A 13302-nucleotide genomic window follows, 5' to 3' on the forward strand; every position below is an offset into this window, starting at 1 on the left:
CGCTATCCGGGATCACACCAGAAGGCGGGCTGCGGAGCGCGGATTGAGCTCTCGCAACCCTTCGACAAATCTCAGGAATTCAAGGCCGTAGAGCGATTGCAGGGGACGGGCAGCCGCCCGCAAATCGTCCCAGCGCGGTTGGCCTTGCGACCGGCGGAACGCGAGAATCGCCACGTTTCCGCGCCTTTCCGCCGGTACGCAGACGACGGCATCGAATACGCTTTCGATACGCTGCAAGTAAGCGTCGAAACGGGGATCGGAGTTCCACAGGTTCACCACCAGGACACCCTCATCGGACAGCGCTGCATGCGCGCTTGCGTAGAAATCTTCCGAGCACAGCTCGGGCACCTGCTCGTTGCTGTCGTAGCCGTCCACCATCAGCACATCGCAGCAATTCGGGTGCGCCGCCACCCAGGCGCCGCCCTCCGCCACTTCCACGACGAGGCGCTCATCGTCCGGCGGGAGGTGAAAATACTGCCGTGCAACCGCAATCACTTTGGGCTCGGATTCGATCACGGTCGTTCTGGCGTCGGGGAAATGCTTGTAGACGAACTTGGGCAGCGAGCCGCCTCCCAGGCCGATCATGAGGACATGTTCGGGTCGCGGGCGGAACAACAGAAACGCCATCATCGCGCGCGTATACGACAGCACCAGTTCATAAGGATCGTCGAGCTTCATCGAGCTTTGCACCGTATCGCTGCCCAGATGCAAAGACCGGATGCCATCCTGCTCGCTGACTTCGACGCTGACTTCGCGGTTCACCCAGCGACTGATTTTCCACTTTCCGAGCAAGTTCGCCCCCCTGAAGAATGATGGACTCGTAGCGTTCAGCGTCCCGATCCGAAACGCAAAAACCGCAGCCAAAAACGGCGCAAGCATCGTCCCGCACCGGCGCCGGCCTGTAGAATAGCGGCTTTTCGACAACGGAATCAGGCGCATGCGCACCTCGCAGTTCTTTATCTCCACGCTCAAGGAAGCCCCCAGCGAAGCCGAACTCCCCAGCCACAAGCTGATGCTGCGCGCCGGCCTTATCAAGAAACTCGGCAGCGGCCTCTATACCTGGATGCCGCTGGGCTTGCGCGTGCTGCGAAGGGTCGAGCACATTGTGCGCGAGGAAATGAATCGTGCGGGCGCGGTGGAATTGCTGATGCCGGCAGTGCAGCCGGCCGAGCTCTGGCAGGAAACCGGGCGCTGGGAGGTGTTCGGCCCGCAGATGCTCAAGATCAAGGATCGCCACGAGCGCGATTTCTGTTTCGGCCCGACGCACGAAGAGGTGATCACCGATATCGCACGCAAGGAAATCCGCTCCTATCGTCAGCTGCCGCTGAATTTTTATCAGATCCAGACCAAGTTTCGCGACGAGATCAGGCCGCGCTTCGGGGTCATGCGTGCGCGCGAGTTCGTCATGAAGGACGCTTACTCGTTCCATGTCGGATTCCAAGACCTCGAGCGCGAGTACCGCAACATGTATGACGCCTATTCCCGCATCTTCACCCGGCTGGGACTCAAATTTCGCGCGGTTGCGGCCGATACTGGCGCCATCGGCGGAACCGGCTCACATGAATTTCATGTGCTCGCGGATTCGGGTGAAGATGCCATCGCCTATTCGCCTGCATCCGACTACGCCGCAAATGTCGAACTGGCCGAGGCCGTAGCGCCGGCGCAGCCGCGAGCGGCAGCGATGAAGCAAATGGAGAAGGTGCCCACGCCGGGCAGGACGACCTGCGAAGACGTGACTGCACTGCTGAATCTGCCGCTGTCGCAATCCGTAAAAGCGCTCGCGGTGATGAACGAAGACAGGATGTTCATGTTGCTGGTTCGCGGCGATCATCAATTGAATGAAATCAAAGCGACGAAGCTCCCGGGACTCGACCCTTTCCGCTTCGCGACCGACAAGGAAATCGAAGCGCGCGTCGGCTGCCGCCCGGGTTATATCGGTCCGGTGGGAACATCCACCGATATCATGGTCATCGCCGATCGCTCCGTCGCCGTGATGAGCGATTTCGTTTGCGGCGCCAACGAAGCCGGTTTTCACCTGACCGGGGTCAACTTCGGCCGCGATCTGCCCGAGCCCGCGCTCATCGCCGACATCCGCAATGCAATCACCGGCGACCCGTCACCCGACGGCAAAGGCACTCTTGAAATCTGCCGCGGCATCGAGGTCGGCCACATCTTCCAGTTGCGGACCAAATATTCCGAAGCGATGAAGGCGACCTTCCTCGACGAGGGCGGCAAGTCGCAGGTCCTGGAAATGGGCTGCTACGGCATCGGCGTATCGCGCATCGTCGCCGCCGCCATCGAACAGGGTAACGACGAAAATGGCATCATTTGGCCGTTGCCGATGGCGCCGTTCCGGATAGCGATCGCGCCGATCGGATATCGCAAGAGCGCGGAGGTCAGGAAGATCGCAGATCAACTGCACGATGAACTGCAGGCAGCCGGCATCGACGTGCTGCTCGACGACCGCGACGAACGTCCGGGCGTGATGTTCGCGGATCTCGAATTGATCGGCGTGCCTCACCGCGTGACCATTGGCGAACGCGGCCTGAAAGAAGGCAAGATCGAATACCAGAGCCGCGCCGACACCTCCCCCTCCACGATCGAATTGCAGAAGGTGGCGGGGCATCTGAAATCGATTTGCGGATGAAGCGAAAAGACACACGACCGGGATACGCCGCGCGCCTCGCTCTGCTGCTTGCCTGCGCTTTCGCCATGCAAACTCCTCTCGCAGGCGAGCAGCAATACGAGCCGCTGTCCGCCAGCGTGCGGGCGGTATTGCACCGTTCGGTCGCCGATCGCGCCAGTCCGCGGCTGACATTCGAGTCGCAAGCGGAAGGTGCGGCCTGGCTCGCCGACATGTCGAGGCGGCTGGAAAAGCACATTTCGGACGACATCGCGCGCCAGGATTTCATTGTTACCGTGCAATACGAAGCAACGCGAGCCGGACTCGATCCGCAATTGGTGCTCGGTGTCATCCAGGTGGAGAGCAAATTCCGAAAATATGCGGTGTCGAAGGCGGGTGCGCGAGGTTACATGCAGGTGATGCCGTTCTGGATAAAACTGATCGGCGATGGCAATCAGAACTTATTCAACCTGCGCACCAATTTGCGCTACGGCTGCACGATCCTGCGCCATTACCTGGATATCGAACACGGCGACACGTTCCGCGCCCTGGCGCGCTACAACGGGACGCTCGGCAAGTCGCGGTACCCGGATAACGTGCTGCGCGCCTGGGCCGCGGACTGGGATTACGAACGCGGCCGTTCGCGCATCATCATCGCGCCCACCCGCTACATCGGCGACGGCTGAATCCGGTTACCCGGCTTTCTTGCCGCCGATCAGGCGCTCGATCTGTTTGCGCGTGATCTTGCCGACGTGCCGCTCCGCGAGCTTGCCTTGCGGGTCATAAATGAACGTGGTCGGCAGTCCATCCACTTTGCCGATGCTTTCGGAAATCTTGCGATCGCCGAGCACGATCGGGTAGTTGACGAACATGCCATCGGCGAACTGCATGACCTGCTTGGCATCCTGGAATTCCATCGCAATGCCGATGACCTCGAGATCCTTGCGCGACTCCTTGATCGCCACCAGGTCCGGTATCTCTTCCAGGCAGGGCGGACACCAGGTTGCCCAGAAATTCACGATCACCCATTTGCCGCGGTAATCGGCAAGCCTATGCGACCTGCCTTCCGCATCGGTCAGCGTGAAATTTTCAGCGGCGGAGGCAACTCCCATCCAGGATAGCGCCAGTACCAGAAACAATCGGCACAAGTATTTTTGCATGATCCCCCTCAGGCGATGCGCGCCGTACGTGCACTGCTGCCGGTGGCGAACAAATCCCTCAAACTGAAGTCCAGTTCGCCATCTACCGTGGAAGATACGTTCGCAACCAGCTTTCGGATTGCGGCTTCTTCGCTGACGTCCGCGGCGTCCCGCCCGAACACGAACAGCTTGAAGATCTCCTTGACCGGGATACCACCCGCGTCGCGCGCAAGCACCCAGCCGTTGCCCTGGAGTTTCGCGACCCAGCCCGCAGCCACCAGCTTTTCCAGAATCGTCTCGGCGTCTTCCCACGACAATTTCAACGCCGTGCGCAACTGATGGAGGTTGAGCACATAGCCGTCCAGATAAGCCCGATAGAGCATCTTGAGAATTTCCATGGCTGCGACGAACTGCGCTCCCGGCGCCTGCTTGAGCAGTACGCCGCCGCTACGCCAGTAAGGCAGCACCGCCGTGATGACCGCAGCAAATACGACCACCACCCAGGACAGATAGATCCACATCAAGAGGATCGGCAGGCTGGCGAAAGTGCCGTAGACCAGTTTGTAGTTGCCAAAGTTGGCGATGAAATGGCCGAAGCCGATTTTCATGGCCTCGAACGCAAACGCGGCGATGATCCCGCCGACCACTGCGTCCAGGACAGTAACCTGGCGGTTCGGTACCGTACGATAGAGAAAGCCGAAGGCGACCGAAGTCAGGACCAGCGGCCCCAGTTTCAGGAACGCGACCACGAGTTCCGGCGCCTGCCTGCCGAGGCCCAATGACTGTGAAACCAGCCAGGAAGTCAGCGACAGGCTGCCGCCGATCAGCATGGGCCCGATGGTCAGCACCGACCAGTAGATCAATACCCGCTGGATCAGGGAGCGCGGCCGCTTGACCCGCCAGATGGTATTGAACGCGCGGTCGATGGTCAGCATCAGCATGATCGCCGTGACACCCAGCAGCACGATGCCAAGCGCGGTCAGTCTCGCCGCGTTTTCCGCGAACTGCTGCATGTAGACCGTAATCAATTTCGACGACCCGGCCGGCACCAGATTGCTGGCCACATAGGCCCGCAGCGTTTCGACGACGTTGTCGAATACCGGGAATGCCGTCATGACCGTGGCCATGATGGTGACCAGCGGCACCAGCGCGAGCAGCGTGGTGAACGTGAGGCTGCCGCAAAGCTGGAAGCAGCGCTCTTCCTTGAAGCGCCGGTAAACCAGCACGACGAAGTTCCCCAGTAACCGGAACTGGCGAACGATGTCCTTGAGAGAATGCAGATGCAGTTTCATGATAGGTGGCAAAACGCTGCCGATATAATACGGGCTTCCAGGACGGGAAAACAGCGATGCAGGAAATCCTGATTCTGTACTACAGCCAGACCGGCGCAGTGAAGCAGATGGCGCAACTCGTCGCGCGTGGGGTCGAGAAGGTGCCCGGAATGGGCGCGCGGCTGCGCACCGTTCCAAAGGTGTCCACGGTGACGGAGGCGACGGAGCCCGCAGTGCCCGATGCCGGGGCGCCTTACGTCGAGTACAGCGACCTCGAACAATGCGCCGGGCTGGCGCTCGGCAGCCCGACACGCTTTGGCAACATGGCCGCGCCTCTGAAGTATTTCATCGATGGCACCGGAGGGTTGTGGCTGAAAGGAACCATGAGCGGCAAGCCGGCGGCGGTTTTTACTTCCACCGCGTCGATGCACGGCGGACAGGAGTCGACGCTGCTGTCCATGATGCTGCCGCTCATCCATCACGGCATGCTGATCGTCGGCGTGCCTTATTCCGAGCCGGAACTGATGAGCACTCGCGGCGGCGGTACGCCCTACGGTGCCAGCCACCTCGCCGGCGCCAACACCGATCAGCCGATCAGCGAGGATGAGCGGCGCCTTTGCATTGCGCTCGGCACAAGGCTGGCCGAGATTGCGCGGAAGCTGTCCCGGTGAACCGGAAGCGGACATGAGCCGCGGGTCGGACGCACGCAGACTGGTGCGCAAGTTTGCAAGCGGTGTGCTGGCCACACAGTCTCTCAAATTTCCCGGATATCCGTACGCATCTTCGTTGCCGTTCTGCACCGACCAGCGCGGCCGCGTCGTCGTGCTGATCAGCCATCTTGCAGAACATACCCAGAATGCGGACCGCGATCCGAAGGCAGGATTTCTGGTTTCTCCGCTGACCCGCGATCTGCAGGAGCAGGCGCGCGTGAGCATGATCGGAGACATCGCGCCGGTCGATGACGCGGGAATCGCATCGCGTTACCTGCGCTTTTTCCCGGAGGCTCGACAATATCTGCAGATCGGCGGCTTCCGCTTCTTTCGCATCGAGCCCCGCTCGCTGCGCTATATCGCGGGATTCGGCAGCATCCACACGATCGCCGCCGAAACCTACCTCGCCCCGGCTTACCCGATCGCAGACGCCGAAGTCGATGTGATCGAGCACATGAACGTCGACCATGCGCACAATCTGCGTGACTATTGCCGCCACGTCCATGGCAAAGCGCCGGTGAGCGTTGAGATGATCGGCGTTGACTGCGACGGGTTCGACGTGCGCGCTGACGACGAAGTACTGCGCATCGACTTCGAGAACGAAGTGGAGGACTCCGACGAGGCGCGCACCGAACTGGTGAAGCTCGCGCAGGCGAGCCGCGCATGATGCGCGTTGCCCAACTCATCGCCAGCGCGAGTCTCATCGCGCTCATCTTTCTGTGCGTTGCCTGGGAATTGTGGCTGGCACCGGTACGGACAGGCGGCTCGGCACTCGCCCTGAAAGCGCTGCCCCTGTTGCTGCCGCTGTTCGGCGTGCTGCGCGGCAAGCGTTACACCTACCAGTGGTCGTCGATGCTGATCCTTGCCTACTTCACGGAGGGTGTGGTGCGCGCGTGGAGCGAACGCGGATCAGGCCAGGTGATGGCGGTCGCCGAGATCGTGCTTTCTCTCTCTTTTTTCACCGCGGCCGTCTGGTACGCGCGCGCTTCAGCGAGGAAATCGGCTTGAATTCGTCATCGATCGTCTTTCCTGGAACAGCCTGGCACCCCCTGTGACTACCTATCGCGGCCGATTCGCGCCGACGCCTTCGGGACCCCTGCACTTCGGCTCGATGGTGGCCGCGGTTGGAAGCTACCTGGACGCAAAATCGCACGGCGGGACCTGGGCATTGCGCATCGATGATCTGGATCCTCCGCGGGTCGCGCCCGGTGCGGTCGACTCGATCTTTCGATGCCTGGAAAAATTTCAGATGCACTGGGATGGCGAAGTCGTATTTCAGAGCGCGCGCACGGGGGCCTACCAGGAGGCTCTGGATCAACTACGCAACCGGGGTCTCGTCTACGCCTGCGCTTGCAGCCGCATAGAGATCGGCGATGCCGGATTGGACGGACCGGTCTATCCCGGGACCTGCCGCAAGGGCTTGCCGCCGGGACGCGAAGCGCGAGCGTGGCGCGTGCGCACAGGAGATTCAGCAATCGAATTCGTGGATCTCCTGCAGGGTCGCGTGCGTCAGAATCTCGACCGCGAGATCGGCGACTTCGTGCTCTTTCGCGCCGATCAGGTATTCGCCTATCACCTCGCCTGCGCGGTCGACGATTCCGCGCAAGGCATCACGCATGTGGTGCGCGGCGCCGACCTGATGGCCTCGACCCCGCGGCAGATTTATCTGCAACGATTGCTGCGTCTGCCCACGCCGAACTACCTGCACCTGCCGATCGCGCTCAACGCGGCAGGCGAAAAACTTTCGAAGCAGACCCTCGCCGATCCCGTGGAGCCGGATCGCGCAGCGGTCATCCTTGCCGATGTCCTGAGATTCCTGAAGCACTCACCGCCCGATGAGGTTTCCGCTGACGGCGTTTCTGCCCTGTGGCGCTGGGCTCTGGAGAACTGGAGACGCGATCGGCTGCCTGATGTTGTGAGCGCAGGCGCTCCTGCCGTCTAAAGGGACAGCGGAACCCCGTCCTGAAAAGCAACCAGCTGGCCGGCAGAGAATGGCACCCAGTGTTCATTATCGGTGAGAGGCTCGGTAGCAACGATTGCAATGCGATCGTTCGGCGTGGTCACCTGGCTGAAGTCCACCTCGATATCCTGGTCCTTCAGGTGGGCAGTCGTGAATGGGGCATGCCGCAATACGTAGGACAGATTGTCGGTGCAGTAGGCGAACAGGTAGTCGCCATTGGACAGGATGTAGTTGAATTTTCCATGCCTGGCGATTTCCGCGGACAATGTCGCAATGGTGCCGCAGAGTTCCGCAAGAGGCGGCTGCCCGTCCGGGTAACGCACTCGCAAGGTGCCGAGCAGATGACAAAACGCATGCTCGCTATCGGTGGAGCCGACCGGCCGGTAGTGGCTGCCGAATTCCGGGCTGAAATTTTCCAGAGTCCCGTTGTGCGCGAAAATCCAGTACCGTCCCCATAACTCGCGCATGAAGGGGTGAGTATTGACCAACGCCACCGCGCCACGAGTCGCCTTGCGTATGTGCGCAATGACGTTCTGGCTGCGTATCGGATAAGTTGCAATCAGCGCGGCGACCGGTGAGTCCGCCGCGGGCCGTGAATCCACGAACATGCGGCATCCGGGGCCTTCGAAGAAGGCCACTCCAAAACCGTCCGCATGGTCTGCCGTGCGACCACCGCGCTGATGGAAGCCGCGAAAGGAGAAGCAGATGTCCGTTGGAACATTGCAGTTCATCCCCATCAACTGGCACATTGAATTAGATCGCCTTCCTTTGTTGATCCGATGCGCGGCACCTATGCGCCTTCCGATTATCTCCCGTCATGGCCAATAAAACGCTTTCGCTTTCCAACGCGCTCTACACCTATCTGGTTGAGCACTCGGTACGGGAGCCCGAAATCCTGCAGCGGCTGCGCGCAGAAACCGCAGAAGACAGGATGTCGATGATGCAAATCGGTCCGGAGCAGGGCCAGTTCATGCAGCTTCTGGTCAGGCTCATGGGCGCGAAGAACTGCCTCGAAGTCGGGGTATTCACTGGTTACAGCAGCCTGGCCGTAGCGCTTGTCCTGCCCCCCGACGGCCGCATTGTGGCGTGCGACGTGTCGGAAAAATGGACCGCGATAGCGCGGAAATACTGGATGGAGGCGGGAGTAGCCGCCAAGATCGACCTGAGAATCGCGCCGGCATTGTCCACGCTCGATGAATTGATTGCATCCGGAAAAGCCGGTTCTTTCGATTTCGCATTCATCGATGCGGACAAGATCAACTATCTCCCTTACTACGAGCGGGCGCTCACTTTAGTGCGGACTGGCGGCCTGATCGCCGTGGACAACACCCTATGGGGCGGACAAGTAATTGATAAGAAATCAAAAAGTGATGATACCCAAGCTATAAGGCAGTTCAATGATCGGCTCCGAACCGATTTACGCATTCATCTCTCGCTGTTGCCCATCGGCGATGGCGTCACCCTCGCCCTCAAATTGTAAGACTGAAGAATTATATTATTCAATGACTTAATCCATACCACTGGCCACTTCCCTCATTTTGCTGCGAAGCAGCAATTTTTATCTCTTTAGGCTAAAATTCCTTGACTTGAGAGTTCTCTGAGAGAAAAATAGAATTTGTGCAATGCAACATTAATGCAGGTCCCGAGTCTCTTACAACTCTCACCGTGAAAGGATTTCGCCATGATCACCAAACCGGAACAAGTCGCTGCAGCCGGGAAAGCGCAATTGGACGCCACCGTGCGTTTCGCCACCATTGCCGCCGAAGGCGCCGAAAAGCTCCTGAATTTACAACTCAAGAATGCCAGGATCACCTTTAATGAAGCAGTGAATAGTGCCAAGGCGCTCACCGAGCTGAAAGACGTATCGGAAGTGGCATCGTGGGCCGGAACCAGTTTCCAGCCCAGCCTGGACAAAGCCGCCGCGTATGCCAAAAGCTTTTACGACGTCGCCACCGGCACGCAACAGGAAATCAGCGCTCTGCTCGAAGAGCAGGTCGCCCAGTTCAACAAGTATGTGTCCGTGGCACTGGATACCGCTTTGCAGTCCGCTCCGGCGGGGTCTGAAGCGGCTGTCGCAGCGGCAAAGTCGGTCATTGACGTTGCCCATTCCCTGTACGACACCGTTTCCAAAGCGACTAAGCAACTTTCCTCGCTGACGGAAACGAACGTCGCAGCCGCCAGCAGCAAAAAGAAGGCTTCTTAAGCGCTTAAGATTTGGAAAAAGCTCCGGGATTCCGGGGCTTTTTTTTATTTGGCGGCCTCGACACCCGAATCGCCTAGCGCGAGACCGGATACCCGGTTGCGAGCATCGCGCGTGGTCCGATAAAGGGCTGATCGGCGGGTCGAATGACTTCGGCGACATTGGCCGTTGGCCACGTTTTGCCGGGCTACACCCATGCTCCCTGTGACCATCGGCGAAATACTGCGGGCCTGGTCTCCTCAGCCAGCTTCTGGCGCGAGCCCCGGGGTCGCATTCACCGTACGGCAGTTGTGCCGGCCGTACGAGCCCCTAACAATATCGGAACGGGAGACGATCCTCAGCGCTGATCCGGCGGCAGCAATGCCTGGAGGCGTTCAGGAAGCGGATAGTGGGGATATTGTTGCCGGAAACCGAGCAATTGCCGGCGTGCCTCGGCCTCCTTGCCGTCGCGTAGCAAGTCATCGATCTTTCCGAGCCAGTCCCGAGGCTGGGCCGGCGCGGCGGCGTCTTCTTTGCGCAGCGCCTGGGCGCTTGGGCTGGATTCCGTGGCAGCATCGGCCAACGCCTTGGCCTTCTTGCTCGAGGAGAAGTCGCCGGATTCGGCAATCCGGGACTGTTCCTGTTCAGCGGACTTGGCCCGCCCGGCAACGACCGGCGCAGCCGGAACTGGAGCAGGCGGCGCCGCTGTGCCGGATGCGGCATTTTCCTGCGCTGCGACCAATTCATCCCGCGCGAGCGGCTCGCGATCCGGGCGCGTGCTACGCTCGCGGGAAGGCCGGTCTTCACGATGATAGTCCGCTCGCGCCTTGGGTTGCGTCTTCATTGCCAGTTGCGGCGGCGCCGACTTCGCCAGCTTTGCTTCATCGGCTGTGGGCCGGTCGAGGGACGTCAGCGGCGGTTCGTTATCGCGCACAAGCAGTACAAGGGAAACGCCGATGACGAGCATGGCGGCAATCGATGCCGGCATCTGCCAGTTGCGCCGTTGCCGTGATGACTCCACTTCGCGACGGGCGTCCGCCAGGACAGCAGCATCCAGCCGCGCCGACGGTTCATCCTCCGCGCCAGCGCGGTAGCGCTCGGAGACTTCCGAACTCATCTTTTCCAGCTCGCGGTCTTCAGGCGACGTCGGCTTCATGCTCGATTCCCTCGCGCAACTTGGCGAGCGCATAGCGCAAGCGGCTTTTGACGGTTTCCCTTCCGGCACCGGTCACAGTGGCAATTTCCTCCAGCGTCAGGCCGCCTTCTTCGTGCAATAGAAAAACTTCGCGCTGTTCAGGCGGCAGTAGCGCCAGCGCATTCAGAAGTCTCGCAGCCGATTGACGCAGCGCCACGACGCGCTCGGGTTGATCCCGGGCGGGACCCGCCACGTGGTTGACTTCGTCCGGATCGTCATCGAGCGAGATCAGATGCAGCGGCGTCTTGCGGCGAAAATGGTCGATCACGCAATTATGGGCGACGTGATAAAGAAAAGTCGAAAACCGCGCCTCGACGCGATAGCGCACTCGCGAGGAAATGATGTTCATCCAGATTTCCTGGAACACTTCCTCGGCGGCGGAGCGCAACCCAACCTGGCGCAGCACATAGCGGAACACCCCGCCGCGATGGCGCCCATATAACTCATCGAACGCCGCGGCATCGCCGTCGCGGTAGCGCAGCATCAACTGCTCGTCGGAGACGGGTTCGGCGGTCACGAGCGCCAGTCTAGCCGGAAGCATTGTTCATGACACCGTTGCGTGGCCTGGGTTGCCCGGCCCGCGACTATCCCCGCTCCGGCGGGTCCGGAACGAATCCGCCCGGGAAAGGCGAAGGCAGCTTGCGCTCCTCGCGTATCACGCCGCGGGCGACCAGATTGGCGTAGGTGTCATAGTGGATGGCGATGACCTCCGCCGGCAGCTCCGATTCGCGCTCGAATTCGACGTAACGCGCGGGAGCATCCTGGCTGCGGCCGTGGCCGGTACCGATTTTTTTCTCTGCCGCCGGTGGAGTGGCCGAGCGTGGCGCACTGTCGTTGGAAGCACCGGCTTCGGCGCGCGCCTTCGGTTGCTCCAGCTCTGCCAGCGGCTCCGGCTTGCGCCGGAACAACGCAACGCCGATCACGCCCACGTTGTCCGGGCGGCCCGTACGGGCGGCGTAGGAATCGCCTAGATCGGTGAAATAGAACGCGGCGATTTTCTCCAGGCTCTTGCGCCAGCCTGCGATGGACAACGGCCTCCCGCGCTCGATCACATAGCCGCTTTGCGCAGACGCCGCGGTTTCGCCCGTTACGACATTCACGCCGTCGACGGACACCACCGCGAGCAGATCACCGCGATCGCGGTTGCGGATGGTGACCTGGTACTCGTTGCCAGGCCGGCCGGCTACGAACCAATGGCCACCGCTTTCATATATCGGCAGCGTGCGTCCGGCCGCACGATCGTAGATTTCGACGTCGGCCAGGCGGCCGGCCGCCAGCACCGGGCCGGCAAGCAGGAACAGGCAGAGGAACTGCAGGAAGCGTTTCATGGTGTGCCCCTTTCGATGTGAACACCACTGTAAACGCAGGGTTGGAAAAAACGGGGTTAAAGAAAAACCGAAATCGGTGACTGGCAAGGGGTGACCAACAGATACCGCTCGAACCCTACTTTCTTGGATCCCAGGCAAAGCCCAGTGCGCTGACACCATGCTTGAGGAATTCGAGTGCCTCCGCGGCCAACTTTGCTTCACCTTTGACGCCGAGTTCGATGCGCCGTCCTGCAGGCGTAAAGCTCGGCAGGCTGAACAATTTCAGCGCAGGGTAACGGGCAATGCAGTCGTTCATCAGATCGATGAGTTGGCTCTCGCCCGCATCTTTGACGACAATCGCTACGTCCACCGGCGGTTCCGCCCTGTGCAGATGCGAGTATTCAGTATCGAGCACCCATTCCATCATCGGCCACGCCATCTCCGGAAACCCGGGCAGAAAGTAATGCCGGGCAAAACTGAATCCGGGCACGCGGTTGTAAGGATTGGGAATGATGCGGCTGCCGGCGGGAAACACGCCCATCTGAATTCGCTTGGGGTAGGCCTCGGCCCCGAAGCGCGCTTCGATCTCGCGCTTCGCATCGGGATGCAGTTGCAATGCGACGCCCGCCGCCTTCGCCGCGCATTGGCGTGTGTGGTCGTCAGGTGTCGCGCCGATTCCGCCGAAACTGAATACGATATCCGTGCGTGCCAGCGTGCTGGTCAAGACCTGCGTGATGATCTCCGGATCGTCGGGCAGGTTCATGCTCCACGACAGCCCGAGGCCGCGCGCCTTCAACAGCTCGACGATCTTGGGAAAGTGCTTGTCCTGTCGTTTGCCCGACAGGATTTCATCGCCAATGATGAGCGCTCCGAACACGTTGCGGTTGCGGCTCCGGCTAGGGTAAGGGCGGCGAGTTT

Annotated in this window: 16 protein-coding genes; 8 read left to right on the forward strand and 8 right to left on the reverse strand. The window is 60.7% G+C overall.

Going from position 1 to position 13302, the window contains the following annotated elements:
• Positions 1-12 precede the first annotated feature (12 nt).
• Positions 13-879, reverse strand: coding sequence for a polyamine aminopropyltransferase (locus tag HY067_02540; protein MBI3526826.1), 867 nt, complete (start codon positions 877-879; stop codon positions 13-15).
• A gap of 58 nt (positions 880-937) precedes the next feature.
• On the opposite strand from HY067_02540, the gene HY067_02545 reads away from it, so the two are divergent.
• Both HY067_02545 and HY067_02550 read left to right on the forward strand, forming a co-directional pair.
• Positions 938-2647, forward strand: a complete 1710-nt coding sequence (locus tag HY067_02545; protein ID MBI3526827.1) for a proline--tRNA ligase — start codon at positions 938-940, stop codon at positions 2645-2647.
• Positions 2648-2712: 65 nt separating this feature from the next.
• Complete coding sequence (locus tag HY067_02550; GenBank protein ID MBI3526828.1) at positions 2713-3309, forward strand: transglycosylase SLT domain-containing protein; 597 nt, start codon at positions 2713-2715, stop codon at positions 3307-3309.
• A gap of 6 nt (positions 3310-3315) precedes the next feature.
• On the opposite strand, the gene HY067_02555 is transcribed toward HY067_02550, so the two are convergent.
• On the reverse strand, positions 3316-3783 hold the full coding sequence (locus HY067_02555) for a TlpA family protein disulfide reductase (protein MBI3526829.1): 468 nt from the start codon (positions 3781-3783) through the stop codon (positions 3316-3318).
• A gap of 8 nt (positions 3784-3791) precedes the next feature.
• Positions 3792-5054: a YihY family inner membrane protein gene (locus tag HY067_02560; protein MBI3526830.1), complete on the reverse strand. Its 1263-nt coding sequence runs from the start codon at positions 5052-5054 to the stop codon at positions 3792-3794.
• Positions 5055-5110: 56 nt separating this feature from the next.
• Between HY067_02560 and wrbA the strand changes: the two genes are divergently transcribed.
• From wrbA to gluQRS, 4 genes are read left to right on the forward strand one after another with little or no spacing between them, the layout of a single operon-like run.
• The gene (gene wrbA, locus HY067_02565; protein ID MBI3526831.1) at positions 5111-5704 is read left to right on the forward strand and encodes an NAD(P)H:quinone oxidoreductase; all 594 of its coding nucleotides are present in this window, start codon (positions 5111-5113) and stop codon (positions 5702-5704) included.
• A 13-nt stretch (positions 5705-5717) separates the two neighbouring features.
• Positions 5718-6410, forward strand: coding sequence for a DUF2470 domain-containing protein (locus tag HY067_02570; GenBank protein MBI3526832.1), 693 nt, complete (start codon positions 5718-5720; stop codon positions 6408-6410).
• Positions 6410-6751, forward strand: a complete 342-nt coding sequence (locus tag HY067_02575; GenBank protein ID MBI3526833.1) for a DUF2069 domain-containing protein — start codon at positions 6410-6412, stop codon at positions 6749-6751. The genes HY067_02570 and HY067_02575 overlap by 1 nt, the downstream gene beginning before the upstream one ends.
• Positions 6752-6794: 43 nt before the next feature.
• Entirely contained in the window at positions 6795-7685 is an 891-nt protein-coding gene (gluQRS, locus tag HY067_02580; protein ID MBI3526834.1) for a tRNA glutamyl-Q(34) synthetase GluQRS, read from the forward strand.
• Here the strand turns inward: gluQRS and HY067_02585 are convergent.
• Positions 7682-8452: a class II glutamine amidotransferase gene (locus HY067_02585; GenBank protein MBI3526835.1), complete on the reverse strand. Its 771-nt coding sequence runs from the start codon at positions 8450-8452 to the stop codon at positions 7682-7684. The two genes, gluQRS and HY067_02585, sit on opposite strands and share 4 nt — an antisense overlap.
• Positions 8453-8520: 68 nt before the next feature.
• Between HY067_02585 and HY067_02590 the strand changes: the two genes are divergently transcribed.
• Positions 8521-9183 (forward strand): class I SAM-dependent methyltransferase, encoded by a 663-nt coding sequence (locus HY067_02590; GenBank protein MBI3526836.1) that lies wholly within the window; start codon positions 8521-8523, stop codon positions 9181-9183.
• Positions 9184-9384: 201 nt separating this feature from the next.
• Positions 9385-9906: a phasin family protein gene (locus tag HY067_02595; protein MBI3526837.1), complete on the forward strand. Its 522-nt coding sequence runs from the start codon at positions 9385-9387 to the stop codon at positions 9904-9906.
• Between the two features lie 334 nt (positions 9907-10240).
• On the opposite strand, the gene HY067_02600 is transcribed toward HY067_02595, so the two are convergent.
• From HY067_02600 to HY067_02615, 4 genes are all read right to left on the reverse strand, one after another.
• On the reverse strand, positions 10241-11038 hold the full coding sequence (locus HY067_02600; GenBank protein MBI3526838.1) for a hypothetical protein: 798 nt from the start codon (positions 11036-11038) through the stop codon (positions 10241-10243).
• The gene (locus tag HY067_02605; protein MBI3526839.1) at positions 11019-11618 is read right to left on the reverse strand and encodes an RNA polymerase sigma factor; all 600 of its coding nucleotides are present in this window, start codon (positions 11616-11618) and stop codon (positions 11019-11021) included. Before HY067_02605 ends, HY067_02600 begins: the two co-directional genes overlap by 20 nt.
• 43 nt (positions 11619-11661) lie before the next feature.
• Positions 11662-12405 (reverse strand): hypothetical protein, encoded by a 744-nt coding sequence (locus HY067_02610; protein MBI3526840.1) that lies wholly within the window; start codon positions 12403-12405, stop codon positions 11662-11664.
• Positions 12406-12520: 115 nt separating this feature from the next.
• Positions 12521-13261: a competence/damage-inducible protein A gene (locus tag HY067_02615; protein MBI3526841.1), complete on the reverse strand. Its 741-nt coding sequence runs from the start codon at positions 13259-13261 to the stop codon at positions 12521-12523.
• Positions 13262-13302 lie beyond the last annotated feature (41 nt).

Source organism: Betaproteobacteria bacterium (assembly GCA_016194905.1).
In the GTDB taxonomy this organism is placed as follows: domain Bacteria; phylum Pseudomonadota; class Gammaproteobacteria; order Burkholderiales; family JACQAP01; genus JACQAP01.